Genomic DNA, 23315 nt, shown 5'->3' on the forward strand with positions numbered 1-23315 from the left:
GCGGCGAAGCCACCGGCGACACCGCAGCGAAGGGGCGGTAGCGACCGACCGAGGAACACAGCGAGCCGCGCGAGCCCTCACGACTGGGGCTTTGGAGATGTTATCCGCGGTTCCGTCGGCAGCTGTTTATATACGAGCGACCGAGCCACCCACCGCTATCGCCACATTGACTATCCCCCCGGTGAAACGCGCGGTTCCGTATTACTCGAACCGGTACGTCGCGCCGTCCGGGCCGTCCTCGATCTCGACGCCGACTTCGCCGAGCGCGTCGCGGAGCTCGTCCGCGCGCTCGTAGTTGCCCGCCTCGCGCTCGGCCTCGCGGACGTCCAACACGAGTTCGACCAGCTCGCCGGCGAGGTCGACGTCGCCGTCGCTCGGCGACTCGAACTGGAGGCCCAACACGTCGCCGCCGAGCTCTTCGAACGCTTCGACCGCCTCGCGGAGGCCCCGGTAGTCGTAGGCGGCGTCTACGTCACGGGTCCCGTTCCCGTCATCGTCCCCCTCGTCGACCGCGTCCACGTGCCGGTTCACCGCGTCGGTGAGATCGAGGAGCGCCGCGGTCGCCTCCCGGAGGTTGAGGTCGTCGTTCATCGCGGCCGCGAAGTCGTCGCGGGCGGTCGCAACCGCCTCGCGGAGGTCGGCGTCCTCGGCTTTCGCTCGGGCCTCGGTCGAGTCGAGCGCCTCGACGGCGCGGTCGTACGTGCGGGAGAGCCGCTCCCAGCGCTCCTCGGCCTCCGCGATCGTCTCCTCGGTGAGCGCCTGCTCGGAGCGGTAGGCGGCGCCGGCGTAGAACGTGCGGACGACGTTGACGCCGAGTTCGTCGAGGGCGTCCGGAACGGTCCAGAAGTTGCCGATCGACGAGGACATCTTCTCGCCGTCCATCTCCAGCAGGCCGACGTGGAGCCAGTGGCGCGCGAACGCCTCGCCGGTCGCCGCCTCGGACTGCGCGATCTCGTTCTCGTGGTGCGGGAAGACGAGGTCGCGCCCGCCCATGTGGATGTCGAGGGTGTCCCCGAGGTGCGTCGTCGACATCGCCGAGCACTCCACGTGCCACCCGGGCCGCCCCTCGCTCCACGGCGACGCCCACGTCTCGCCCTCGGGCGTCTCCGCGCCGTGGTCGTGTTTCGCGTGTTCGCGCGCCGCGGTCTCGCTCACGCCGTCGGCCTTCCACAGCGCGAAGTCGGCCGGATTCCGCTTCTCCGAGCGCTCGTCCGGCTCGCCCTGCGCTTCGAGCGCGTCTAACTCCTGATTCGAGAGCTTCCCGTACTCGTCGAAGCGGGTCACGTCGAAGTAGACGGAGCCGTTCGACTCGTAGGCGTACCCCTCCTCGATCAGGGTCTCGACGAGGTCGACGATCTCCGGCACGTGCTCGGTGACGCGGGGGTACACCTCCGCCCGCCTGAGGTTGAGTCCGCGCATCGCGTCGAACGTCGTGGCGGTGAACGCCTCGGCCACGTCGCGTTCCTCGGTCCAGTCGTCGCGCTCGCCGACGCGGGCCGTGATCTTCTCGTTGACGTCGGTGACGTTCTCGACGTGGCGTACGTCGTAGCCGAGGTGTTCGAGCCACCGGTGGAGCACGTCCGCGTGGAACCACAGGCGGGCGTGCCCGAGGTGCGGGTCGTCCGACACCGTCAGGCCGCAGACGTACAGCGTGACGTCGCCGTCGGCCGTGAACTCGACGCGCTCGTCTTCCAAGGTGTCGGTAACGACGAGACTCATTACGAGACGGTTGCCGAGGTGAGCGTTTCAAATCGTCGGATCGCGCGAGACGACGACCACCCGCCCGACGCGGTCGGCGGGTCGATCGTGGACGCCTTCGGTGACTTGGCGGTGAACACCTCCAAAGCCCCAGTCGCGAGGCCGCAGTACGCTCGCTGTGCTCCTCACTCGGTCGCTCCGCTCCCTCGCTCCGGTGCTTGCGTCGCCTACGGCGGCCTCGCGACTGCCCCTTTGAGTCCCGCCCCACACCGCAACCGCACCTCACGCCTCCCCAGCCTCGTCGGCCTCCCTGCGGTCGGCCGACTCCCTCGCACGCGCTCCTCACGGCCGCCGCAGGCGGCCGCTCGGAGGCGCGCGCCACCGTAGTTCAATTTATACATCGACGACATTCTCCCTCACGCCTCCCGCGTCGTCCACTCCACCTCGTACCCCGCCTCGCGTACCGCCTTGAGGACGCGGTCGACGTGGGCAGGGCCGTTCGTCTCCACCTCGAAGACGAGGTCGGCGTCGCCGACCGGCAGGTCAGGTCGGCTGCGCTCGTGGCGCACGGTCCGGATGTTCGCGCGCTCCGCGCCGATCAGGGTGCTGATCTCCCCCATCGTCCCGGGCGTGTCGTCGATCCGGACGGAGAGCTCGATCAGCTGGTGGCGGTCGACGAGGGCGTGCGTCACCACCTCCTTCAGCGTCGTCACGTCGATGTTGCCGCCGCAGAGAAGCGGGACGACGGTCTCGCCGCCGAGGTCGAGATCGTCGACCGCCTCGTCGTTCAACAGGGCGGCCGCGGCGGTCGCGCCCGCGCCCTCGACCATCTGCTTCGCGCGCTCCAAGAGCAGGAGGATCGCGTTCGCCACGTCGTCGTCGCTCACGACGACCGCCTCGTCGAGGTGTTCGTCGAGGAGTTCGAAGGTGAGGTCGCTCAGCCCGCCGGTCGCGATCCCGTCCGCGATCGTGTCGGGTTCGTCGCGCGTCACGAGTTCGCCGGCCGCGAGGCTCTCCGAGAGCGTCGACGCGCCCTCGGTCTGAACGCCGACGACCCGCGTCTCGGGCGACCGGGCCTTGACCGCGGTTGCGACCCCGCCCGCGAGCCCGCCGCCCCCTACGGGGACGAGGACGGTGTCGACGTCGGGCACCTGGTCGAGCACTTCCAGGCCGAGCGTCCCCTGTCCCGCGACCACGTCGGGGTCGTCGAACGCGTGGACGAACCGCGTCCCGGGGTCGTCGGTCAGCGTCCGAGCGTGCGCCATCGCCTCGGGGAACGCGCTGCCCCGGAGGACGACCTCGGCGCCGTAGGCGCGGGTCGCCTCGATCTTCGCCGCGGGCGCTGCCTCCGGCATCACGATCGTCGCTTCGATCCCGGCGTCGGCCGCCGCGAGCGCGACCCCCTGTGCGTGGTTGCCCGCGCTCGCGGCCACGACGCGCTCGATCGGGACCTCCGCGGCGCGCTCTCCGGACCCGTCTATCGCCAGCGAGATCGCGTTGTACGCGCCGCGCGTCTTGAACGAGCCGGTGCGCTGGAGGTGTTCCATCTTGAGACGCACGTCGGCGCCGCACCGATCGCTCAGCGAGCGACTCCGCTCGACGGGCGTCCGCTGGACGATGTCGGTGCCGGCGAGCCGCTCGGCGGCGGCCTCGACGTCGTCGATCGCGACTGGGGACATAGCGGAGCCGTTCTCGGGGCCCCACGAAAAGGACTCGGTTACGGAACGCCGGTACCACCCACGGGTCCGCACCGCTCCGCGCCGACCCGCGCCCGCTATCGCTTCCCGAGCGCCTCCTCGAAGACGCGCTGCGCGCGCTCGTACCCTTCGTTCCGGTCGACGATCGGGTGCGCGTAGTCGGGCGCGAGCTCCTCGCGCTCCGCCCGCGAGAGGGTCGGCCAGTCGACCACCTTCCCGGACGGCACGTCCGAGAGCTCCGGGACGTACGCCTTCACGAATCGGGCGCCGTCGTCGTACTTCGACATTTGGCTCACCGGGTCGAAGATGCGCACGTCGACGGAGTCGGTGCCGGTGGAGGCGGTCCACTGCCACGCGCCGTGGTTCGAGGCGTAGTCGTGGTCGATCAGCTGCTTCGTGAAGTAGCGCGCGCCGCGCCGCCAGTCGATCAGGAGGTGCTTCGTGAGGAAGCTCGCGACCACCTGCCGCGGCCGGTTGTGGATGTACCCCTCCTCGTTCAGCTGTCGCATTCCGGCGTCGACGAGCGGGTAGCCGGTCTCGCCGCGCGTCCACGCCTCGAAGGCGTCGTCGTCGTCGCGCCACGCGATCTCGTTCGGGAACGACTTGTAGTTCGACACGGCGAGGTCCGGGTTGTAATACAGCAGGTGGTACATCTGCTCGCGCCACGACAGCTCGTACCGGTACTTGTCGACGTTGCGGCGCTCCCCGCCGGTCACGGCGTCGTACACGTCGCTCGCGCCCGCCCACAGCTCGCGGACCCCGATCGCGCCGGTCGCGAGGTACGGAGACATCCGCGAGACCGCGTGCGTCGGGGCCTCGACGGCCCGCGCGAGGTCGTCGCGGGTGTCGTTGTACGAGGTGATCCCGTAGTCGAGGAACTCGTCGAACCGCTCGCGGGCGGCCTCGTACCCCGCGTCGGGGAGGTCGATGTCGGCGTCGGGCTCGGGGACGGTCTTCCCGTCGCGCACGTCGGCCAGCGCGGCCGCGTCCGGCTCCGCGTACGGCCCGCGCTTCGGCACGGTCTCCCAGTCGCCGTGGAACTGGCTGTGGTTCGGATAGCGCGCCTCTAGCCGACCGGGGTCGACCAGCACGATGTCGGTCCGCGAGTCGGTGTCGACGCCTTCGCCGGCGAGCGCGTCCTCGACCGCCCGCTGTCGGTTCCGACGGGCCGCTCGGTACTGCTCGTTGTAGAACACCGCCTCCGCGTCGTATTCCGCGGCGAGGTCGACGAGGACCGCTTCCGGGTCGCCGGCGCGGACGATCAGGTCGCTCCCGAGTTCGCGGTACCGCTCCTCCAGTCGCTTCACGTGGCGGAGGAAGAACGCGCGCTGCCGCGCGCCGACCGTTCCGAGCAGGTCGGCGTCGTACACGAACACCGGCACGACTTCACCGTCCCGAGCCGCGGCGGCGAGCCCGGCGTTGTCCCGCGTTCGAGCGTCTCCTCGGTGCCAGAACAGGCGCATACGAACTCCAAGGGCGCCAGCGGATAGTGTCTGTCGCCGGCATCTCGGCGCGCCGCCGTCCCCGCCGCCGCCAGTACGTTCAAGACGCTCCGTCACGAATCCTGACCTGTATGACCCGACGCGATCCCTTCGACGAGATAGAGGAACTGTTCGAGCGGATGGGCCGCGAGTTCGAGGAACTCGGCGGCACGCTGGAGGGCACCGGCCCCGAGGTCCCGCGGTTCCCGGGCGCCCGCGACGTCGACGTCGACGTGGTCGAAGACGACGAGGCGATCACCGTCGTCGCCGACCTCCCCGGATTCGACGCCGACGACGTCGACGTCGAACTGCGCGACGACGCGCTCGTTATCAGCGGCTCCCGCAAGGAGTCGAGCGAGTTCGATATCGCCGAAGAGGACGGTGCCGACGATCCGGACGACGGCGAGAGCGGTCCGGCCGACGTCCGCTACCACCGGCGCGAGCGCCGGCGAAGCTCCGTCTCCCGTCGGGTTCCGATCCCCGAACCCGTCGAGGCCGACGCGGCGGCGGCCTCCTTCGACGCCGGCGTCCTCACCGTCACGCTCCCCAAGCGCTCGCCCGACGACGACCGCGGGCACACGATCGACGTCAGCTGAGCCGCGCTCGCGTCGTCGGGTGTGACACGGGGTGCGCCGCGGCCGGGATACCGGAATCCGCCGCCGCCGCGAGATAGCACGCGTCAGTCGCTATTTAACACCTCACGGGTCCTCTCTGTCGGTATGAACACGACGAATCCCTTCGACGAGATCGAGCAGTTCCTCGGCCGCACCCCCCTCGGGGGCGAGCGGGCTCGGGGCCGCGACCTCCGGACCGCCGACATCGACGTCGCCGAGTACGCCGACGAGTTCGTCGTGATGGCCGACCTCCCGGGGTTCGATCGCGACGAGATCGACGTCCGAGCCCGCGACGACCGGCTCGCCATCGCCGCCGAGCGCGACGCGGAACGCGAGGACGCAGACCGGCGATACATCCGACGCGAGCGGCGCCACGAGTCCGTCACTCGGACCGTCGGCCTGCCGACGAACGCCCGTCTCGACGACGCCACCGCGACGTACCGGCACGGTGTCCTCACTGTAACGGTCCCGCTCGATGTCCTCGACGCGGACGAGGGACGCCGGATCGACGTGAACTGATCCGCCCGGCTCGACCCCTGCCTCTCCGCCGATGCTTTCTCCACGCACACTGTGCTATCGACTCACATGAACGACGGCGACCGCACGGCCGAACGACGCGACCTCGTGAGCGCGCTCCGACGGCGTCTCGACGTGAGCGAGCAGACGCTCTCGGCGATCGGAGCCGTCCCCCGCCACGAGTTCGTTCCCGAGGCGCATCGCGAGTCGGCGTACGCCGACCGGCCGCTCCCGATCGGCCACGACCAGACGATCAGCGCGCCGCACATGGTCGCACTGATGACGGATCTCCTCGACGTCGAGCGCGGCGACCGCGTCTTCGAGGTGGGGACTGGCTGCGGCTACCACGCCGCGGTCGTCGCCGAGGTCGTCGGCCCGGGGAACGTCCTCTCCGCCGAGCGGGTCCCGGAACTGGCCGCCGCCGCCCGCGAGCGCCTTGCCCGTCTCGGCTACGACGTGGCCGTCGCGGCCGCCGACGGCCGAGAGGCGTTCCTCGACGAGGCTCCGTTCGACGCCGCTTACCTCACCTGCGCGGCGCCCGAGGCGGTTCCGGACGCGGTCGTCGACCGTGTCCGGGCGGGCGGCCGCGTGGTCGCCCCCGTTCGCGAGGGTGGTCGCCAGCGGCTCGTCCGACTGACGCTCCGCGAAGGCGGGATCGACCGCGAGGACCACGGCGGCGTGCGGTTCGTCCCGATGCGATAGTCGGCCCGCCGAACGCACGGTTTTAGAGGACCGAGTCCCGAGACTGCGCATGGACGACGCGTCGCTCAGGGCGGACATGATCGAGGGGCTCGAACACCAGATCGGCGAGCCGATCGAGCCGCCCGTGCTGACCGCGCTTCAGCGCGTCCCGCGCGATCCCTTCGTCGACGACTCGCCTCGCGGCGGCGCCGTCGACGGCGACGACCCGCACTCGCTCTCGCTCCCGACGCTGGTCCGTCTCGTCACCGCGCTCGACGCCGCCGAGGGCGACTCGCTCCTCGTCGTCGGTGCGGGGATCGGCTACTCGGTCGCGATGCTCGCCGAGATCGCCGGCGCGCGGCGCGTCCACGCGGTCGACATCGACCGCGCCGCCGTCGCCGCCGCGCGGTCGAACCTCGACGCGGCCGGTTACGGGGCGGTCCTCGTCGACCGCGCGGACGGCGCCGACGGACTCCCCGCGTACGCACCGTACGACCGGATCCTCCTCGAAGCCGCCGTCGTCGAGCCGCCGCGTTCCCTCAGGGACCAGCTCGCGCCCGACGGGCGAATCGCCTACCCGCGCGGCGCCGGCGTCCAGACGGTCGCCGCGATCGAGCCGTCCGCCGGGGGTCCCGACGCGGGCGACGCCATCGCGTCCGGCGCCGGTACGGACGACGATCCGGCGCCTGACGGCTTCGAAACGGTCGAGACGCACGGGCCGGCGCGGCTCCAACCGATGCTCGTCGACGGCGAACAGCCCGGAACGGAACGGAACCGAACTCGGCGGGAGGACGCGGAGCGCGCCGAGCGCAGCCGGCAGCGACGGCACGGCTGGGAACAGGACTGGATCGACTGGGACAGCCGGCTTTAACCGACTCTCCTCCGCCGCTCGCGGCGTCACTCCTCGACGACGAGCACCTCGGTGTTCCCCCGCTCGTCGACGTAGTCGCCCTCCGCCGGCGGCTTGATGTCGATCGCGAGCGTCCCGTCGGCCTGATTCGGCCCGAGTTCCGGCTCGACGTCGACGGTCGCGACCCCGTCCTCGTTCGTCTTCGCGGTGACGACGCCGTCGATCTGCGCAGAGCCGCCCCGGACGATGACCGTCGCGTCCGCGACCCGAGAGCCGTCGGGGTCGACGACGGCGACGTCGACCGACTGCTCGCCGGGCGTGGTCACCTCCGGCTGGGGCTGCGCGTCGAGTTCCGTCGCGGCCAGCCCGTCGATGTCGCCGATCATCCCCATCATCACGCTGAGGCTGGCGACGCCGACGACGAGCGCGATGACGAGGCGGACCGGGAGCCCCTCGATCGCGCGGGTGTCGGTGCTGAACGTCCGGCGGTTCGCGGTGCGCGAGTCGTGTGTTCGATCGGACATACGCCGCGCTGGCCGCGGTATCTGATATAAACGATCGGACGATCCGGGCGGCGCCGCGGCGGACGCCCGAGAGACGCGCCCGACGACCGGGAGCCGATCCGGCTCCCGGTGCTTTTTGTCTGATGCCGAGGCAACCCGGCCGCGTGTACGTACTCGGCCGCGACGACGGGACCGACCGTACTGAGGGGGCTGACCGCGGCGACTGCGCCGACCTCCGTGACAGTGCTCACCGCGACGGTGACCGTCTGCCTCACACCGCTCGGATCGGCTCTTTCCTCGCCCGCGACGGCAGCGCCGGCGCTCCGGTCGGCGTCGACCTCGACCGCCCACACGCGGGCGTCGTGTTCGGGAAGCGCGGCACCGGGAAGTCGTACACCCTCGGCGTCCTCGCCGAGGAGCTGGCGGACGCAGGCGGTGTCGCCCCGGTCGTCGTCGACCCGATGGGCGTCTTCGCCGGCCTCGAAGCGGCCGGCGGACGGACCGTCGACCCCGCGGTCCGTCCCGCCTCGATACCGCCGTCGGCTTGGCCGAACCTCCTCGGCCTCGCCCCGGCGAGCGGCCCCGGAACCCTCGTCTGGCAAGTCGTCGCGGACGCGGTCGACGACGGATCTGGAGAGGCGACGGACCGTAACGCCGCGAGCGGAACGACCCCCTCGCCGTCGCTCGCGGCGCTCCGCGAGGCGGTCGACGCGGCCGACGCCCCGGCGGAGACGCGTCGCGCCGCCGCGAACCACCTCCGGCTGGCGGCCTCGTGGGGAGTCTTCGACGCCGATGCGCCGCCGGTCGCGTCGCTGGCGGCCGACGGCAACCCCGCGGTCCTCGACCTCGCCGGCGTGCCCGACGCCGCCGCGGCGGCCGTGGTCCGCGCTGTCGCTCGCGGGCTCTACGACGCGCGGATCGCGGGCGATCTCTCCCGGCTCCCGTGGCTGCTCGTCGACGAGGCGCACGCCTTCTTCGACGGGGTGGCCGACCCCGCGCTCCGGACGCTCCTCACGCGGGGCCGCGCGCCGGGCGTCTCGCTGGTCTGTGCGACCCAGCGTCCGGCCGCGCTCCCGAGCGTCGCCGTCTCGCAGTCCGACCTGCTCGTCTCCCACCGGCTCACGGCGGCGCGCGACGTCGAGCGACTGGCGGCGGCGGAGGCGACGTACCTCGCCGGCGACCTCGCATCGCGGCTTCCCGAGGGCGTCGGCGAGGCGCTCGTCGTCGACGACGCCACAGAGACGGCCCACACGGTCCGGATACGGGAACGCCGGACGCCGCACGAAGGCGAGAGTCCGCGCGCGAGTCGGCTATCGGACCCCGAACCGCACTGACGGGTCCAGAACGCACAAGCCGCGCCGGAAATACGCTAGCGCATGGACCGAACGCCGTACGGATTTCTCCTCGTCGCGGCCGGGGGCTTCCTCGGTGCGGTCGCCAGACACGCCGTCGACGCGGGGGTCGCCGGCGTCCTCACCGCGGCCTCGTCCGGCGACCGCCTCATCGCTCTCGGCGGCGTCCCGCCCGGCGCGGGGACGCTGGTCGCGAACGTCGTCGGCTCGTTCGCCCTCGGTCTCCTCCTGACTCGCGCGTCGAGCGACCGGGTCCGGCTGCTCGTCGGGACGGGCGCGCTATCCTCGTTCACGACGTACAGCACGTTCGTCGCCGACGCCGTCGCGCTCGGAACGACCGCCGGCGCGGGATACGTCGCCGGTAGCTACGCGGCCGGATTCGCCGCGGCCGCACTGGGGCTCGCCGTCGGGAGGCGCCGGCGATGAGCGTCTCGCCGCTCCTCGCGACGGCGCTCGTCGGCGTCGGCGGTGCGCTCGGCGCGGCCGGCCGTCACGCCGTCGGGCTCCGTATCGAGGGGCGCCGGTCGGTCCTCCTCGTCAACGCCCTCGGGAGCCTCGCCCTCGGAGCCGTCTCCGCCGCGCCGATCGGATCGGCGGCGACGCTGCTGTTCGGCGTCGGCTTCTGTGGCGCGTTCACGACGTTCTCCTCGTTCGCGGTCGGGGCCGTCCGGACGGCGAGCGAGACCGGTGTTCGCGCCGCCGCGACGCTCGCGGCCTCGAACCTCGCGGCCGCGCTGGCCGCGTTTGTCCTCGGTTCGTCTCTCGCCGTCGCGGTCGCCGGCTGACGGAGGCTCACGGCGGCCGGGCCGTTCCTCCCCGACAAGCGACAAGTACAGGCTCCCCCGGTTCCTATGCGAGTGCGTGACCGACACCGACCGCTCCGTCGACGGCGAGTCGACCGCTCCGGCCGACTCGGGTGGTCCCGCTGACGACGTTACCCCCGAGGACGTCCCCGACTTCGGCGACCTCTCGATCCTCCAGCGCGGGTTCGTCGCCGCCGCGCAGAACCCCTCGCGCGGGCTGCTGGTCGTCGGCCTCTTCGTGTTCGCGCTCGCCTTTTACGCCGCGTTCTGGCTGTCGTTCCCCGGCGCCGCCGGACTCCTCACCGCGATCGCGCTGATCGTCGTCGTCGTCGCCGCGGCCGTCTACTGGCTCCTCGACCGCCTCTCCCGCTGAGCGGCCCCCTCGCCCGGATCGCTTTCGCCCGTTTCATTGGGAACGGCTCCCCTCGACGGTCTCACGGCCGCGGCTCGTAGAACCCGCGGAGCGGTCGACCGAACGCGGGGGCGAGCGTCGCCACCGCCTCGCCGACCAACACGTCGCGGTCGGCGAACGCCGGTTCCACCTGCGCGCCGAGCGCCACGTCGCCCGCGGCGTCGCTCTCTAGGTACCCGCGGACGGTGACGAACTCCCGCTCGCGCTCGACGACGTACCGGTCGCCGTCGATGAACGGCCCGTAGGTGTCCGGGTCGACGTCGTCGACGTACGACTCGTAGAAGTTCGCGGCGTGCTTCCGCACCGCGACCGGCGGCCCGTCGTGGCGCGCGACCGCCGGTCGCTCGGTCACCTCCAGTTCCGCGTACAGCGCGGCCCGCGTCGACTCGACGGCTGCGGCGCGCTCGGGCACCTCCCGGTCGCCGCTCCCCCCGTCGGCGTCGCTCCCCCCGCCGCCGTTCCTCGTTCCCGCTGCGTCGGTCATGGCGCGCGCTCGGAGCACGTCGAACCCGTGATCGTTGAGCCCGCCGACGATCCCGTCCAGCGATCGGCGGAGCTGCGGCCACAGCTGGTCGTCGACCACGTCCGGCGCGTCGAACACGACCGCGACCGGCGTCGTTCCCCGTCGGTCGAGATGCGCTCGCACTTCCTCGGGGTCGAGCGGTTCCGGTTCGTCAGGCTCGAAGAGCGCCTCGCTCGGGGCCGCGAGCAGCTCCCGCGCGTAGTGCTGGAAGCGTGCGAGGTTCGTCGCCGACAGGACCGCCGCGACGTTCCGCGTCGGGTCCGTCGGATCGACGACGACGAGGGGGTCCTCGAACGTGCGCTCGGCGTGCCCCTCTGGGTCGAACTCCACCGGGGGGTGCCAGCTCCGCGCCGACTCGACGAGCGGGACGAACCCGCCGAGCTCCAAGACGAGCAACTCCGTGAGGTACCCCGAGAACCCCTCGGTGCGGAGGTCGCTGCCGTACGCGCCGATCCCCTTCAGGAACGCCTTCGCGAGCACCACGTCCGCGGCGAGGTCGTCGTCGAGCCGCGCAGAGAGGTACGCGTCGTGGAACGGGGTGCGGTCGACCGCGGAGACCAGATCCCCCGCCGTCTCCACGTCGTGACAGGGGACGAGGTCCACGTCGAACCCCTCGTAGTTCCCCTTCACGTACGGGTGTTCGGCGTACTCCTCGTGGCCGTCGGGGAGGACCGCGTGCCCGACCGCCAGCCCGTACTCCTCCAGCTCGGCGCGGTCGAGATCTGCGTCGAACCGGACGAACAGGTCGATGTCGCGGTCGCCCGCGACCCACGTGCCCCGCGCCGTCGACCCGACTTGGACCACGTCGGCGCCGACGGGGAGGTCGGCGATCGCCTCGTGGGTCCGGTCGGTCAGTGCCGTGGCCGCCGCTCGCAGTCGCTCCCGCTCTTCCGGCTCGGGAAGGACGCGCTCGCGGACCCGTGACAGCACCGCCTCCAGATCGTCCATACCGAACGGTCTCGCGGTCCGGCCGAAAACGTGTCGGTCGGATCGGCGGCGCGGCGGGCCGACGGAGCGCCGCCGCCGTCCCGCGGTCCGGCCCGTCGGCTTCCGCGCCGTCGGGCGGAAACGAAAGCCATATCAAAAGGACGCGAGTACCCGAAAACAGGCCGAAGTAGCTCAGTTGGTAGAGCGCCTCGCTGTTAACGAGGCGGTCCCAGGTTCGAGTCCTGGCTTCGGCGCCTCCCTTCGTACGTTTCTCGTCTATGCTCTCACCAGACCGTAGTCCTATTTTGCTCGTTTCCGCTCTGACTGAGTATGCCGAATCGAAGCGAGCAATTTGCTTCACTCGAGGAGCCACAGAAGCGCGGCCAAGCGGCCGAAGCGATCGTAACTGATACTTATCGAAGATGCTGGTGACACACAGATGACTATCCGGTACGAGCGGTCAAACATAACATATCAAAAACATCAATTGGCACGAGGATTACCATCTCAACGAAACATTAGCTTCGCTTGGTTCCAACCCGATAGGATAAAGAGGAACCGAGAGACAAATCGATCCGTGGCGGGCCTTTAGCTTAGTCCGGTTAAAGCGACTCGCTCATAACGAGTTGATCGCCGGTTCGAATCCGGCAAGGCCCATTCCGGTTTTTCACCGATTCCCCGCTGTATCTGGCCGTCTACTCCTGCTGGAGCGTCACGTCGGTCGCGGTCTCGTTCGCGGGGTCGTCGCTCACCGGACCCGACGTGTCCCGGATACCGGCGGTATCCGCGATCGCCGGCGAGATCCGTCACGGAGCGGTTAACGCGGGAGGGGCGCACGGTGCCCGAGCCGACGCGACGACGACTACTCCAGTAGCCCGACCAGTTCGTTCACGTCTTCGACCACGGCGTCCGCGCCGTTACCGGCGAACTTCTCGCGCCCCGCCTCGCCGGTGAGCCCGCCGGTGAGGACGCCAACCCCGTAGTAGACGCGCGTCTCGTCAGACTCGTCGGCGTTGCGTGCGGTCCGCACGTCGTCGAGGGTGTCGCCCGCGAACGCGACCCGCCCGGCGCCGAACCGCTCGGCGAGCTCGACGAGCGCCCGCGGGTGCGGCTTCCCCTCTTCCCAGTCGTCCATCGTGAACCGCCGGTCCTCGGGCACGTCGAGGCCGACGCGGTCCAAGGCGATGTCGGCCTCGGCCGCCGGCCGCCCGGTGAGGACGCCCACGTCGAACCGCCCGGTGAGGTCGGCGATCGTCTCGGGGTCGACGAGCGTCGGCTCGTCGTGGATGTACCCGTCGGCCTCGAACGGCGGCTCGCCCCCCTCTAACTCGCGGTACAGCTCGCTGCCGAGGTACAGCGCCTGAAACGTCTCGCGGAGCGCGTCCCGGTCCCACTGGTCGCGGACGCGGGCCTGTGCGACTCGCGGGAGGTCGCCGACGACCTCCTTGGCGGCGTCGAGCCCGCCCCCGAGCTCGCGGACGCGCTCGGTGAACTCGTCGACGTCCATCCGGAGCCCCTCGCGGCGGGCCAACACGAACAACGCCGCCGCGTCGGTCAGCTCCCAGTCGTTGTTGAACCCGCCGGCGTCCTTGAACGCCTGGACCGCGTCCGGGTCGATCGGCTTGCCGCAGACCCGGTCGACCGATTCGAGGATCGCCCGACGGTAGGAGTCCGCCACGTCGACCAACACCCCGTCGATGTCGAGGACGACTGCGTCGACCTGCATACGGGTACCCCCGACTGGCGCCCGAATGAACGTTCGGGTTCGCGGTCGGCGTCGCCGGTTCGAGCCGTGCGGCGTCCCGGCCGCCGGTCCGTTCCGTCACCGCGCGACGAACACGACAGTTCCCGACTCCGTCGACTTCCGAGAGACGTCCACGACCGGCTCCTCGAACCCGAGCGTGGTGAACAGGCAGGCGGCGCCGAGTCGCTCCGCGAGCGCGACGGTCGCCCGCTGTAGCTCCGCCGGGAGGTTCCGAGCGTACACGGCGTCGACGCCGCCGGGCGCGTCCGGAGCCTCGCCGGCGATCTCGTCGCTCGCGCCGATCCCGAGCGCGCTCTGCGCCGCCCGCTCGTCGTCGGCCGCGAGCGCCGTCACGTCCGCGGCGACGACGCGGAGCGTTCCCCCGCTCGGCGCCTGCCTCCCCGCCGCCGCGTCCTGCGCCGCCTCGCTCACTTCGATGTCGATCGCGACGACCTCGTGGCCCCGATCGGCGAGCGCACGGGCGACGCCCGGCCGGCGGCCGACTCCGACCTCGATCAATCGTTCGTACCGCCCGAGTGCGGCGACGAGCGCCCGCTCCGACGGGGGTGGTCGTACCACGGCGCGGCCTTTATGACCGCGGCGTTCAAAAGCGGTTCCATGCTCGTGGACATCGTCCCGGTCGGGGAGGTCACCCCCCGAGTGAAACGGGAGGCCTCCGGTGCGCTGCGTTCCGTATACGACTGCGACGTGACGGTCCACGACGATCAGCCGATCCCCGACTCCGCCTTCGAGGCAGATAGGGACCAGTACCGCGCCGAGGACCTCATCGAGACGGTCACTCGGGTCGGCGGCGGCGAGAAGAACATCGGCATCACGCCCGAGGACCTCTACTACCGCCGCCGGAACTACGTGTTCGGCCTCGCGTACCTCAACGGCAGCGGCTCCGTCATCTCCACGCACCGCCTCCGCACCTCCTCCGACGGCGGCGTCTCCACCAAGCCCGCGGTCGACGTGTTTGGCGACCGCGTCCGCAAGGAGGTCGTCCACGAGATCGGTCACACTCTCGGCCTGGAGCACTGCGACAACAGCAAGTGCGTGATGTCGTTTTCCCCGACCGTCCGCGAGGTCGACGTGAAAGAGGAGAACCTCTGTGGCACCTGTTCGCGGATCGTCCGCTGACGCGGCGCGACCGGCGTACCTTCCCCACGATCTGTCGCCCGATACCTCTCCGGTCGCCAATCCCTCTCCGATCGCCGGTAGACGTAAAGTCCGGCCCGCACAAGGGACGGGTATGGCCGCAAAGCCGGAATACCGCGACCGGCCGGATGTCGAGGTCGCGCTGCTCGACGCGCTCGTCGACCGCGGCGACGAGGGAATGACCGTCCTCGAACTGCGCGCGGCCGTCGACGCAGACATCGACGCCGTCGAGGAGGCCCTCTCGACGCTGAAGGAGGACTCGCTGATCACCGTCGAGTCCGAGGAGCACGTTCGGGTGTACGCCCACGAGAAGGTCGTTCCGGACCCGGAGGCGCCCGACGACGACCCCTCCGAGAGCCTCGTCGACGCGATCCGGGACCGACTCGGACTGTAGCCGTCGGAGACGGCGGCCTTTTGCCCCTCGATCGCCACCGTTCGACCATGACGCTCGTCTCCGGTACCCACGACGCGCACGGCGCCGCGTACCGCGACCGCGGCGGTCGCGAGGTCGTCGACCACTACGGGAAGCCCGTCCGCGTCGGCAAGGCGGTCCGAAACGTCGCGGGCGTGATCGAGATGGGGTACGGCGTCCTCGCCGTCAGGGGGAGCGACCGCGTCGAGTTCGTGGACAACGCCGTCTCGAACCGCGTCCCCGCCGAGGACGGCGAGGGAACGTACGCCCTCCTGCTCGATCCTCAAGGCGGGATCGAGACGGACATGTACGTGTACAACGCCGACGAGCGGCTGCTCGTCTTCCTCCCCCCGGAACGGGTCGAGTCGGTCGCCGCCGACTGGGCGGAGAACGTGTTCATTCAGGACGTCGCGATCGACGACGTGTCCGACGAGTTCGGCGTGTTCGGGGTTCACGGCCCGAAGTCGACCGAGAAGGTCGCCTCCGTCCTCGGCGGACCGGGCGCGCCGGAGGGGCCCCTCTCGTTCGTCCGCGGGTCGATGGTCGACGCCGGCGTCACCGTGATCGCGACGGACGCGCCGCTCGGCGAGGAGGGGTACGAGATCGTCTGCGCCGCCGCCGACGCGGGCGACGTGTTCGACACCCTGATCAACCGCGGGCTCAACGCCGCGCCGTTCGGGTACCGAACGTGGGACGCGCTCGCGACCGAGGCCGGAACGCCCCTCTTCGAGTACGAACTGGCGGGCACGGTCCCGAACGTCCTCGGCCTCCGGAACGCGCTCGACTTCGAGAAGGGGTGTTACGTCGGGCAGGAGGTCGTCTCGCGCGTGGAGAATCAGGGGCGGCCGAGCCGACGGCTCGTCGGCCTCGAACTCGACGGCGTCGCCGAGGCGGTCGACGGCGTCGACCCGAACGCGGACCCGCAGGGGATCGACGCCGCGCTCCCCGCGTCCGGTGCGGCCGTCTTCGACGGTGACGAGGCGATCGGCGAGGTGACGCGGGCGGCCGTCGGCCCCGCGACGGACGTGCCAGTCGCGCTGGCGCTCGTCGGGTTCGACGCCGCCCTCGGCGAGGTCGCCGTCCGCGTCGACGGCGAGGAGAGTCCGGCCACCGCCGTCGACCTCCCGTTCGTCGACGGGAGCGCGCGGTCCGCGCGGCTGCCGACGTACCCCGAGGGACGCGCCTGAGGGTGAAGCGGAGCGGCGCCGCCCGTCACGCGACGAAGTCGACCGCCGAGTAGAGGCCGAACCCGAGCACGAACGCGCCGACGAGCGACCCGATCCACGCGAGGACCGTGTACCCCATCTTCTTCCGGCTCACGCCGGCGTCGCCCGCGGCGTAGCCCGCGCCGACGATCGCCGAGACGATGATCTCGTTGAACGACACGGGGATCCCGAACGCGACGGCGGTCTGCGCGATCGCGAACGACGGGATGAGCGCCGATATCGACCGTCGCGGCCCCATCGAGGCGTAGTCCTGCGCGAGCGCCTTGATCATCCGCGGCGCGCCGGTCCACGACCCGGCCAACAGCCCGACGCCGCCGCCGACGAGTAGCGCCCACAGCGGGACGCCGACCTCGCTGAAGATCGGGACGAGCGGGCCGATCGCGAGGCCGACCTGCGACCCGCCGGCCGAGAACGCGACGAGCCCGCCCATCGCGAGCAGGAACCGCCGCTGTGCCCCCTCGCGGTCGCGGCCGAGGTCCGCGTACACGGCGACCGAAACGAGCGCGGCGATCGCGACGCTCACCGCGGCGGGACCCGCGCCGCTGCCGCCCAGCCCCGCCCCGAGGACGCTCGCCACCGACGCCTGCTGGCCGGCGGGACCGAGCAGCGCGAACCCGACGTTCGCGAGGATCGCGCCGACGACGCCGGCGAGCGCGGCCGTGAGCGGTCGCTCGGGCAGCGACTCGCCGATGAGCATGCGCGCGACGCCGTAGGCGACGCCGCCGCCGACGAACGGCGTGAGCACCCACAGCGTCGCGATCTCGGCGTACTTCGGCCACGCCGGGTCGCCGCCGAGCGCGAGGCCGACGCCGACGACTGCGCCGGTGACGGTGAACGCCGTCGCGATCGGGTAGCCGGCGAACACGCCGACCGCGACCAGCGCGGCGGCCGTGACGAGCGCGACGATGGCCGCCACGGCGGTGAGCGTCACCCCGCCGATCAGTTCGGTGCCGACCGCCTCGGTCACGTTCGCGCCCTGGAGGATCGCGCCGAGGAGCCCGAGGACGCCGACGACGAGCCCGGCCCGCATCACGGAGATTGCGTTCGCCCCGACCGCGGGCGCGAACGGGGTCGAGCCCGACGACCCCGCGCCGATCGACCACGCCATGAAGAGGCTGGCGGCGGCGGCGACGAGGAGGGTCGCGGCGGTGGCGACGACCATCAGCGTCGCCCGTCGTTGTACCCCTCGTTCAGCCCCGCCACCGTGCGCCGGACGAGGAGGAACCCGAAGAAGAACAGCCCGAGAAGACCCACCAACAGGAGTACGAACAGCGGTTGGACCGGGAGCATACGCCTGAATCCGTCGGCACGCGGTTATAAGTTTCGAGCTGAACGGTCGCGTGACCCGGACGATTCCGACGCGTTCGGGCGATCGGATCCCGGTAACTAAAACGCGTTTTTGTCCCTCAGCCACGTATATGTCGATACCCCGACTACGTGTAATCGCGACCCCCCGCTTCGGCCCTCACGCTCGAACCCGCCGGCCGACCGCCGGCTGGTCGGACTCGCACCCGCTCCCTACCCAGTCCGGTATCCCCCTCCCCGGCCGACCAGCGACCGACAGCCGGCGCCCACATCCGCGTCGATCCGGGTCCTCCACCGCTGACACGACCGTCGGCCGGCCCGGCCGTCGGCGGGGCGTCGCGATCGGTCTCTGCCGACGCGACGGCGAGCCCGATCCGCTTCTCGTGATCCGCTCCCTTACTCGCGGCTCTCGGCCCCGATCCGGAACGTCTCGAACTCCTCCCCGTCCGGCGTCACCAGTCGCCCGTCCAGACCGTCTCCGGCCCCGTCGTCCACCGGACGCAATTCCGCGTGCGCCGGCCGGTTCCCGCGCGGTTGGGCGTGGCTGCCCGGATTCAGTATCGGGAGCCCGCCTGAGTCGTCGAACCGCGGCCGGTGGCTGTGGCCGCAGATCACGGCGTCGGCGTCGCGGCCGCGACCGAGCATGACGAGCCCCGTGTCGCCGCTGCGGTGTCGGTGCGTGACCGCGAACCTGACCCCCGCGTATTCGACGGTCCGAACCTCCGGGACGCGGTCGCGGATCGCGGCGTCGTCGTTGTTGCCGTAGACCGCCCGGAGGGCGGCGGTGGTCGACTGAAAAGCGTCTAAGACCGGCTCGCGGTAGAAGTCGCCCGCGTGGATCACCAGATCCGCCTCGCGGACCGCCTCCGCGGTCCGCCCCTGAAGCCTCGACTCCTCGCGTGCGTGCGTGTCGGAGACGACGACGAGCATACCGGGAGTCCGCGCCGGCGTGAGTTAAAAAGCGCGCTCGCCACGGCGGTGCGTGCCTCCGAGTGGCAGCCGAAGGCGGCCGCGAGGAGCACGCGCGAGGGAGCCGGTCGCCCGGAGCAGCGCGGAGGGCGACCGACGAGGCTGGGGAGGCGTGAGGCGCGGTTGCCGTGCGGGGCGGGGCTTCGGGGGTGTCCGTCGTCGCCCCGGACTCAACGACATGTAACCGAGCGGCTGGGCTTTGGAAGTGTTCGCCGTCGCTGGGTCGTCAGTACCGGATAAACAAGCGCCCGGAGACTCGAAACCGGTCTATCGCTACTCGTCCAGCGAGAGCGCCGCGAGCAGCGACTCCAACTGGACCTGTTCGTTGGCGCCCTCGGCGATCCGGTAGTCGGCCTCGCCGATGCGCTCCATGAGCCGCACCGCCTCGCGTTCGTTCAGGTCGAACTCCCAGACTGAGCGGTGGAGCTGGTCGATCACGTCGCCGCCGGCCATCCCCGTCTCCGTGAGCAGCGTGTCGAGCGTCGAGCGCGCGCGAGCGAAGTCGCCCTCCAGCGCGTCGGTCACCATCGACTCGATCTCCTCCGGGCGGGCGGTCGCCGTGATCGCGTACACCGCCTCCTCGTCGACCACGTCGCCCGTCGTCGCCGCCGCCTGAAGCGAGTTGATCGCGCGGCGCATGTCGCCGTCGGCCGCGTACACCAAGGCGTCGACTCCGGCGTCGGTCACCTCGATCGACTCCGCGGACGCGATCTCGCGGACCATCCCGCCGACCGCCTCGTCCGACAGCGGCGAGAACCGGAAGACGGCGCAGCGCGACTGGATCGGGTCGATGATCTTCGACGAGTAGTTACACGAGAGGATGAACCGGGTGTTGTCGGAGAACTGCTCCATCGTGCGGCGGAGCGCCGCCTGTGCATCATCTGTAAGGCTGTCGGACTCGTCGAGGAACACGATCCGGAAGTCGCCGCCGAACGACGAGCGCGCGAACCCCTTGATCCGGTCGCGGACGACATCGATGCCGCGTTGGTCGGAGGCGTTCAGTTCGAGGAAGTTGCCGCGCCAGTTGTCCTCGCCGTAGATCTCGCGGGCGATGGCGGTGGCCGCGGTCGTCTTCCCGACGCCCGCGGGCCCCGAGAAGAGCAGGTGCGGCACGTCGTCCTGCGCGATGTAGCTCTGGAGCCGCTCGACGATCTCCGATTGCCCGTGGATGTCGTCGAGCGTCTGCGGCCGGTACTTCTCGATCCAGATCTCCCGGCCCGTCGCGGTCGCAGCCGGCTGCTCGTCGGCCTCGCTCATTGCCCGATCCGAGGGTCGGCGGGGTGATAAACGAACCGAGACCGGGCTCTCACTCCGCCCGCAGCAGCCGCTGGAGCTCGTACGCGAACACCCAGACTCCCATCAGCACGCCGACGGGGACGACCACCGCCGCGATCTCTCGCGACACCGGCAGTTCCGCGACGTCGATGAGCAGGTGCGTCGTCGTCGCCGCGATCTGCGCGAACAGCTCGTACTCCTCGCGGATCGCGTCCGTCAGCATCGACCCGACGACGAGGGTCACCATCGCGGCGACGCCGTGGACCGTCCCCCGGATATGTGGCATAGTCGTCATATCCGCGAGGACCGTCATCAGTGTTTCTCTCGTCGCTACATCCGCCGTCGGACCGCCTCGCGGAACGCGCTCGCCGCGTCGCCGCCGTCCTCCGCCTCTCGCAGGCGCCCCGTCGCGTCGGCGTCTACATCCGGCGCGAGGACGGCCGCCGCGGCGCCAGTCGCGACGGTCTCGGCGCGCCAGTCGACGTATCGCTCCCCGAGCCACGCCGGGAGGTCGGCGCGTAACACGGCGTTCCGCCAGGCGAACTCCCGAGCGCCCTTCAGGCCGAGCAGGGCCAACCGGTCGTCGAGGGGATCGAGCAGCCGGTCGACCCCGGCGATCCCGACCGCAGCGTACGCCTCGACGAGGACGTCCTGTACGGTCTGGACGAGCCGGGCGAGGATCGCGTTTATGCGGTCGTGGTCCTCGCGCTTGACATCGCGGTCCGGGTCGATTTCGACCTCACCGAGCGTGTACGTGAGGTCGTAGGTGATGTGCGCGTTGATCGCGAGCAGGGCGTCCTGCGCGACGAGCGACTCGCCGCGGACCGCTGCGGTGAAGGCGATCAGCCACGGTCGCGGGAGCGACTCGAACGCGCGGCGCTCGAACGCCGCCAGCGCCCGGCGGTAGCGCTCCGCGAAGGCGACGAGGTACGACGCGGCCCACTCCGGGTCGACGAACGCGCCGTCGTCGATCGCGGTCCGGACGGTCGCCGTCATCCGGCTGTACACCGTGAGAAACACCGCGCGCCGGTCGCCGCGCTCGCGGAGGTACGACTCGGTCCGCGCCAGCCGCTCGTCGACATCGGCGACGGACGCGAACGGGCCCGAGACGATCTCGAGGAGGCCCAGATCCGGCTCCTCATCGGCTAGGGCCGCGGCCGCGCCGTCCGCCTCGATGTCGACTGTCCGTCGGACTCCGGCGAGTAGCGCCTCCGCTTCGTCGACGGTCGGAACGCTGGTGCGGATCGGGATCATCGTGACGAGACGGCGAACGCCGTCAGAACGTTCGGTACTCCGCCGCGATACAAGAGCGTTGCCGCCGGCTCCGGGGTCCGCCTACGCGAACTCGTCGATGAGTTCGGGCACCACGTCGAAGAGGTCGCCGACGATCCCGTAGTCGGCGATGTCGAATATCGGCGCGTTCGGGTCGGTGTTGATCGCGACGATCGTGTCCGACCCCTTCATGCCGGCGACGTGCTGGACCGCGCCGGAGATGCCGACCGCGATGTACACGTCCGGCGTGACGACCTTCCCGCTCTGTCCGACCTGCCGGTTCTTCGGCAGCCAACCGTTGTCGACGATCGGTCGAGAGGCGGACAGCGTCGCGCCGAGCGCGTCCGCAAGGTCCTCGATGAGCTCGATGTTCTCCTCCTCCTCGATGCCGCGGCCGACCGAGACGAGCACGTCGGCGTCCGCGATGTCGACGTCGCCGCCGCCGACCTCCTCGAAGCCGGTGACGCGGGCTCCCGACTCGGGGAGGTCGATGTCGGCCGTCTCGACCGTCGCGTCTCCGACGCCCTCCGCGGGCGGCCACTCACCGCCCCGGACCGTGAGGACGAACCGGTCGCCCTCGACGTCGACCGTCGTCTCGACCTTCGAGCCGTACATCTCGCGGGTGACGGTGAGCCCGTCGTCGTACTCGATCCCGACCGCGTCGGTCACCAGCGGGACGCCGAGGCTCTCGGCGAGGGCGGGCGCGTAGTCGAGCCCGTTGACGGAGTTCGGCAGCACCACCGCCCCGGCGTCGACGCGGTCGGCCAGCGTCGAGGCCGCCGCTCGGTAGGCGTTGTGGTCGAACTCCTCGCCGTCGGCGACGGCGTGGATCGCGTCGACCCCCTCGCGGTTCAGCTCCTCCGCGAAGGCGTCGACGTCGCCCGCGACGACCGCCACGTGGAGGTCGACTCCCCGCGCGTCGGCGAGCTCTCGGCCGGCGGTGATCGCCTCGTACGAGACGTCGCGGAGCTCTCCCCGGCGGTGTTCGGCGGCGACGAGCACGCTCATTACGCGCTCACCCCCTTGTCACGGAGGACCTCGGCAAGGCGACCCGCGGACTCCCCGGCGTCCCCCTCGATGATCTCCGCGTCCGACTCGCTCTCCGGCTCGTACATCGAGGTGAGCGTCAGCGCGCTCTCGACGTCCTCGGCCGTCAGCCCGAGGTCGGACAGCGCCTTCACCGCTATCTCCTTCCGCTGTGCCTGCCGGATCCCGCGGAGGCTCGCGTACCGCGGCTCGTTGAGCCCGGTCTGGACGGTCAACACCGCCGGGAGGTCGACGTCGGTCAGCTCCTCGACCCCGCCCTCCAGCTCGCGGTGGACGTGGGCCACCCCCGCGTCCGCGTCGACATCGAGGTCGTTGACGACCGCGGCGTGCTCGAAGCCGATCCGCTCCGCGAGCGCGACGCCGGTCGCGCCGAACCCGGTGTCGGCCGCCTGGACCCCCCCGAGGATCAGGTCCGGCTCCTCCTCCGCGACGACCGCCTCGAACAGCTCGACCTTCGAGGCGACGTCGGCGAACCCGCCGTCCAGCGCGTCGTCCCAGACGCGGACCGCGCGGTCGGCGCCCTTCGCGAGCGCCATCCGGATCGTCTCCTCCGAGCGCTCCGGCCCGACGGTGACGGTCACGACCTCGTCCGCGATCCCGGCCTCGGCCAGCTGGACCGCCGCCTCGACGGCGTAGTCGTCCCACTCGTTGAGATCGTACTCGAGATCGGACTCGGCGATGTCGGTCCCCTCGATCGCGAAGTCGTCGTCCGCCTCCGCGACCTCCTTGACGGTCACCAGAACCTTCATGATCGTTACTCGGTCGCTCGCCCTGTAATGGTTTTCGGAACTGGCGAGGACGGACCGGCGGTTTCCGCTTCCGCGGGTCAGCGCTCGGCGCTCGAACGGGC

General features: G+C 71.1%; 26 protein-coding genes and 2 tRNA genes. 13 read left to right on the top strand and 15 right to left on the bottom strand.

What is annotated here, in order from left to right:
- Positions 1 to 201 precede the first annotated feature (201 nt).
- From cysS to EXE51_RS10325, 3 genes are all read right to left on the bottom strand, one after another.
- Positions 202 to 1719, bottom strand: coding sequence for a cysteine--tRNA ligase (gene cysS, locus EXE51_RS10315; protein WP_137692636.1), 1518 nt, complete (start codon positions 1717 to 1719; stop codon positions 202 to 204).
- Between the two features lie 395 nt (positions 1720 to 2114).
- On the bottom strand, positions 2115 to 3377 hold the full coding sequence (gene ilvA, locus EXE51_RS10320) for a threonine ammonia-lyase (RefSeq protein WP_049931432.1): 1263 nt from the start codon (positions 3375 to 3377) through the stop codon (positions 2115 to 2117).
- Positions 3378 to 3472: 95 nt separating this feature from the next.
- The gene (locus EXE51_RS10325; protein ID WP_094553281.1) at positions 3473 to 4858 is read right to left on the bottom strand and encodes a deoxyribodipyrimidine photo-lyase; all 1386 of its coding nucleotides are present in this window, start codon (positions 4856 to 4858) and stop codon (positions 3473 to 3475) included.
- 110 nt (positions 4859 to 4968) lie between these two features.
- Here EXE51_RS10325 and EXE51_RS10330 point away from each other — a divergent pair, with 110 nt between their 5' ends.
- From EXE51_RS10330 to EXE51_RS10345, 4 genes are all read left to right on the top strand, one after another.
- Complete coding sequence (locus EXE51_RS10330) at positions 4969 to 5472, top strand: Hsp20 family protein (RefSeq protein WP_137692637.1); 504 nt, start codon at positions 4969 to 4971, stop codon at positions 5470 to 5472.
- Positions 5473 to 5595: 123 nt separating this feature from the next.
- Positions 5596 to 6009: an Hsp20/alpha crystallin family protein gene (locus EXE51_RS10335; RefSeq protein ID WP_137692638.1), complete on the top strand. Its 414-nt coding sequence runs from the start codon at positions 5596 to 5598 to the stop codon at positions 6007 to 6009.
- 66 nt (positions 6010 to 6075) lie between these two features.
- Complete coding sequence (locus EXE51_RS10340) at positions 6076 to 6708, top strand: protein-L-isoaspartate(D-aspartate) O-methyltransferase (protein ID WP_049931436.1); 633 nt, start codon at positions 6076 to 6078, stop codon at positions 6706 to 6708.
- Positions 6709 to 6757: 49 nt separating this feature from the next.
- Positions 6758 to 7558, top strand: a complete 801-nt coding sequence (locus EXE51_RS10345; RefSeq protein WP_094519976.1) for a protein-L-isoaspartate O-methyltransferase — start codon at positions 6758 to 6760, stop codon at positions 7556 to 7558.
- A 26-nt stretch (positions 7559 to 7584) separates the two neighbouring features.
- On the opposite strand, the gene EXE51_RS10350 is transcribed toward EXE51_RS10345, so the two are convergent.
- Positions 7585 to 8061 (bottom strand): hypothetical protein, encoded by a 477-nt coding sequence (locus EXE51_RS10350; RefSeq protein WP_049931438.1) that lies wholly within the window; start codon positions 8059 to 8061, stop codon positions 7585 to 7587.
- 143 nt (positions 8062 to 8204) lie between these two features.
- On the opposite strand from EXE51_RS10350, the gene EXE51_RS10355 reads away from it, so the two are divergent.
- From EXE51_RS10355 to EXE51_RS10370, 4 genes are all read left to right on the top strand, one after another.
- On the top strand, positions 8205 to 9374 hold the full coding sequence (locus EXE51_RS10355; protein ID WP_394296312.1) for an ATP-binding protein: 1170 nt from the start codon (positions 8205 to 8207) through the stop codon (positions 9372 to 9374).
- Between the two features lie 42 nt (positions 9375 to 9416).
- Positions 9417 to 9818 (top strand): CrcB family protein, encoded by a 402-nt coding sequence (locus tag EXE51_RS10360; protein WP_089308024.1) that lies wholly within the window; start codon positions 9417 to 9419, stop codon positions 9816 to 9818.
- Entirely contained in the window at positions 9815 to 10177 is a 363-nt protein-coding gene (locus EXE51_RS10365; RefSeq protein WP_049931441.1) for a CrcB family protein, read from the top strand. Before EXE51_RS10360 ends, EXE51_RS10365 begins: the two co-directional genes overlap by 4 nt.
- A 76-nt stretch (positions 10178 to 10253) precedes the next feature.
- Positions 10254 to 10568, top strand: coding sequence for a hypothetical protein (locus tag EXE51_RS10370; RefSeq protein ID WP_049931442.1), 315 nt, complete (start codon positions 10254 to 10256; stop codon positions 10566 to 10568).
- Positions 10569 to 10629: 61 nt separating this feature from the next.
- On the opposite strand, the gene cca is transcribed toward EXE51_RS10370, so the two are convergent.
- Positions 10630 to 12078 carry a CCA tRNA nucleotidyltransferase gene (gene cca, locus EXE51_RS10375; protein WP_086216291.1) on the bottom strand — a complete coding sequence of 483 codons (1449 nt, stop codon included), beginning with the start codon at positions 12076 to 12078 and terminating at the stop codon, positions 10630 to 10632.
- Positions 12079 to 12238: 160 nt separating this feature from the next.
- On the opposite strand from cca, the gene EXE51_RS10380 reads away from it, so the two are divergent.
- Positions 12239 to 12311, top strand: a tRNA-Asn gene (locus EXE51_RS10380).
- Between the two features lie 328 nt (positions 12312 to 12639).
- Positions 12640 to 12714 (top strand) — tRNA-Ile (locus EXE51_RS10385).
- A gap of 205 nt (positions 12715 to 12919) precedes the next feature.
- On the opposite strand, the gene EXE51_RS10390 is transcribed toward EXE51_RS10385, so the two are convergent.
- Both EXE51_RS10390 and EXE51_RS10395 read right to left on the bottom strand, forming a co-directional pair.
- The gene (locus EXE51_RS10390; RefSeq protein ID WP_089308022.1) at positions 12920 to 13783 is read right to left on the bottom strand and encodes a TIGR01548 family HAD-type hydrolase; all 864 of its coding nucleotides are present in this window, start codon (positions 13781 to 13783) and stop codon (positions 12920 to 12922) included.
- Positions 13784 to 13879: 96 nt separating this feature from the next.
- On the bottom strand, positions 13880 to 14380 hold the full coding sequence (locus EXE51_RS10395; RefSeq protein ID WP_137692639.1) for a UPF0146 family protein: 501 nt from the start codon (positions 14378 to 14380) through the stop codon (positions 13880 to 13882).
- 39 nt (positions 14381 to 14419) lie between these two features.
- Here EXE51_RS10395 and EXE51_RS10400 point away from each other — a divergent pair, with 39 nt between their 5' ends.
- From EXE51_RS10400 to EXE51_RS10410, 3 genes are all read left to right on the top strand, one after another.
- Positions 14420 to 14941: an archaemetzincin family Zn-dependent metalloprotease gene (locus tag EXE51_RS10400; protein ID WP_049931446.1), complete on the top strand. Its 522-nt coding sequence runs from the start codon at positions 14420 to 14422 to the stop codon at positions 14939 to 14941.
- A 112-nt stretch (positions 14942 to 15053) separates the two neighbouring features.
- Entirely contained in the window at positions 15054 to 15353 is a 300-nt protein-coding gene (locus tag EXE51_RS10405; protein WP_049931447.1) for a DUF6432 family protein, read from the top strand.
- A 47-nt stretch (positions 15354 to 15400) separates the two neighbouring features.
- Positions 15401 to 16558: an aminomethyltransferase family protein gene (locus EXE51_RS10410; protein WP_049931448.1), complete on the top strand. Its 1158-nt coding sequence runs from the start codon at positions 15401 to 15403 to the stop codon at positions 16556 to 16558.
- A gap of 25 nt (positions 16559 to 16583) precedes the next feature.
- Here EXE51_RS10410 and EXE51_RS10415 read toward each other — a convergent pair whose 3' ends face one another.
- The 8 genes from EXE51_RS10415 to EXE51_RS10445 form a co-directional block, all read right to left on the bottom strand.
- Complete coding sequence (locus tag EXE51_RS10415; RefSeq protein ID WP_049931449.1) at positions 16584 to 17759, bottom strand: inorganic phosphate transporter; 1176 nt, start codon at positions 17757 to 17759, stop codon at positions 16584 to 16586.
- Positions 17759 to 17887, bottom strand: coding sequence for a hypothetical protein (locus tag EXE51_RS18135; protein ID WP_254921732.1), 129 nt, complete (start codon positions 17885 to 17887; stop codon positions 17759 to 17761). Before EXE51_RS18135 ends, EXE51_RS10415 begins: the two co-directional genes overlap by 1 nt.
- Positions 17888 to 18298: 411 nt before the next feature.
- Positions 18299 to 18832 carry a metallophosphoesterase gene (locus EXE51_RS10420; protein WP_049931450.1) on the bottom strand — a complete coding sequence of 178 codons (534 nt, stop codon included), beginning with the start codon at positions 18830 to 18832 and terminating at the stop codon, positions 18299 to 18301.
- Between the two features lie 312 nt (positions 18833 to 19144).
- Complete coding sequence (locus tag EXE51_RS10425; RefSeq protein ID WP_086219969.1) at positions 19145 to 20128, bottom strand: replication factor C small subunit; 984 nt, start codon at positions 20126 to 20128, stop codon at positions 19145 to 19147.
- Positions 20129 to 20177: 49 nt separating this feature from the next.
- Positions 20178 to 20432 carry a hypothetical protein gene (locus EXE51_RS10430; RefSeq protein WP_176450635.1) on the bottom strand — a complete coding sequence of 85 codons (255 nt, stop codon included), beginning with the start codon at positions 20430 to 20432 and terminating at the stop codon, positions 20178 to 20180.
- 44 nt (positions 20433 to 20476) lie between these two features.
- Complete coding sequence (locus tag EXE51_RS10435; protein ID WP_094579600.1) at positions 20477 to 21400, bottom strand: DUF5995 family protein; 924 nt, start codon at positions 21398 to 21400, stop codon at positions 20477 to 20479.
- Positions 21401 to 21481: 81 nt separating this feature from the next.
- A complete protein-coding gene (locus tag EXE51_RS10440) occupies positions 21482 to 22426 on the bottom strand; it encodes an electron transfer flavoprotein subunit alpha/FixB family protein (RefSeq protein WP_086215921.1) in 945 nt (314 codons plus the stop codon).
- Positions 22426 to 23214 carry an electron transfer flavoprotein subunit beta/FixA family protein gene (locus EXE51_RS10445; protein WP_049931454.1) on the bottom strand — a complete coding sequence of 263 codons (789 nt, stop codon included), beginning with the start codon at positions 23212 to 23214 and terminating at the stop codon, positions 22426 to 22428. Before EXE51_RS10445 ends, EXE51_RS10440 begins: the two co-directional genes overlap by 1 nt.
- Positions 23215 to 23315: the final 101 nt, after the last annotated feature.

The organism is Halorubrum sp. CGM5_25_10-8B (genome assembly GCF_005435095.1).
Lineage (GTDB): Archaea > Halobacteriota > Halobacteria > Halobacteriales > Haloferacaceae > Halorubrum > Halorubrum ezzemoulense.

Bases quoted from the DNA above. Each gene is read 5' to 3' on its own strand.
- cysS (WP_137692636.1), bottom strand. From the start codon at position 1,719: ATGAGTCTCGTCGTTACCGACACCTTGGAAGACGAGCGCGTCGAGTTC.
- ilvA (WP_049931432.1), bottom strand. From the start codon at position 3,377: ATGTCCCCAGTCGCGATCGACGACGTCGAGGCCGCCGCCGAGCGGCTC.
- EXE51_RS10325 (WP_094553281.1), bottom strand. From the start codon at position 4,858: ATGCGCCTGTTCTGGCACCGAGGAGACGCTCGAACGCGGGACAACGCC.
- EXE51_RS10330 (WP_137692637.1), top strand. From the start codon at position 4,969: ATGACCCGACGCGATCCCTTCGACGAGATAGAGGAACTGTTCGAGCGG.
- EXE51_RS10335 (WP_137692638.1), top strand. From the start codon at position 5,596: ATGAACACGACGAATCCCTTCGACGAGATCGAGCAGTTCCTCGGCCGC.
- EXE51_RS10340 (WP_049931436.1), top strand. From the start codon at position 6,076: ATGAACGACGGCGACCGCACGGCCGAACGACGCGACCTCGTGAGCGCG.
- EXE51_RS10345 (WP_094519976.1), top strand. From the start codon at position 6,758: ATGGACGACGCGTCGCTCAGGGCGGACATGATCGAGGGGCTCGAACAC.
- EXE51_RS10350 (WP_049931438.1), bottom strand. From the start codon at position 8,061: ATGTCCGATCGAACACACGACTCGCGCACCGCGAACCGCCGGACGTTC.
- EXE51_RS10360 (WP_089308024.1), top strand. From the start codon at position 9,417: ATGGACCGAACGCCGTACGGATTTCTCCTCGTCGCGGCCGGGGGCTTC.
- EXE51_RS10365 (WP_049931441.1), top strand. From the start codon at position 9,815: ATGAGCGTCTCGCCGCTCCTCGCGACGGCGCTCGTCGGCGTCGGCGGT.
- cca (WP_086216291.1), bottom strand. From the start codon at position 12,078: ATGGACGATCTGGAGGCGGTGCTGTCACGGGTCCGCGAGCGCGTCCTT.
- EXE51_RS10390 (WP_089308022.1), bottom strand. From the start codon at position 13,783: ATGCAGGTCGACGCAGTCGTCCTCGACATCGACGGGGTGTTGGTCGAC.
- EXE51_RS10400 (WP_049931446.1), top strand. From the start codon at position 14,420: ATGCTCGTGGACATCGTCCCGGTCGGGGAGGTCACCCCCCGAGTGAAA.
- EXE51_RS10405 (WP_049931447.1), top strand. From the start codon at position 15,054: ATGGCCGCAAAGCCGGAATACCGCGACCGGCCGGATGTCGAGGTCGCG.
- EXE51_RS10410 (WP_049931448.1), top strand. From the start codon at position 15,401: ATGACGCTCGTCTCCGGTACCCACGACGCGCACGGCGCCGCGTACCGC.
- EXE51_RS10415 (WP_049931449.1), bottom strand. From the start codon at position 17,759: ATGGTCGTCGCCACCGCCGCGACCCTCCTCGTCGCCGCCGCCGCCAGC.
- EXE51_RS18135 (WP_254921732.1), bottom strand. From the start codon at position 17,887: ATGCTCCCGGTCCAACCGCTGTTCGTACTCCTGTTGGTGGGTCTTCTC.
- EXE51_RS10420 (WP_049931450.1), bottom strand. From the start codon at position 18,832: ATGCTCGTCGTCGTCTCCGACACGCACGCACGCGAGGAGTCGAGGCTT.
- EXE51_RS10425 (WP_086219969.1), bottom strand. From the start codon at position 20,128: ATGAGCGAGGCCGACGAGCAGCCGGCTGCGACCGCGACGGGCCGGGAG.
- EXE51_RS10430 (WP_176450635.1), bottom strand. From the start codon at position 20,432: ATGCCACATATCCGGGGGACGGTCCACGGCGTCGCCGCGATGGTGACC.
- EXE51_RS10435 (WP_094579600.1), bottom strand. From the start codon at position 21,400: ATGATCCCGATCCGCACCAGCGTTCCGACCGTCGACGAAGCGGAGGCG.
- EXE51_RS10440 (WP_086215921.1), bottom strand. From the start codon at position 22,426: ATGAGCGTGCTCGTCGCCGCCGAACACCGCCGGGGAGAGCTCCGCGAC.
- EXE51_RS10445 (WP_049931454.1), bottom strand. From the start codon at position 23,214: ATGAAGGTTCTGGTGACCGTCAAGGAGGTCGCGGAGGCGGACGACGAC.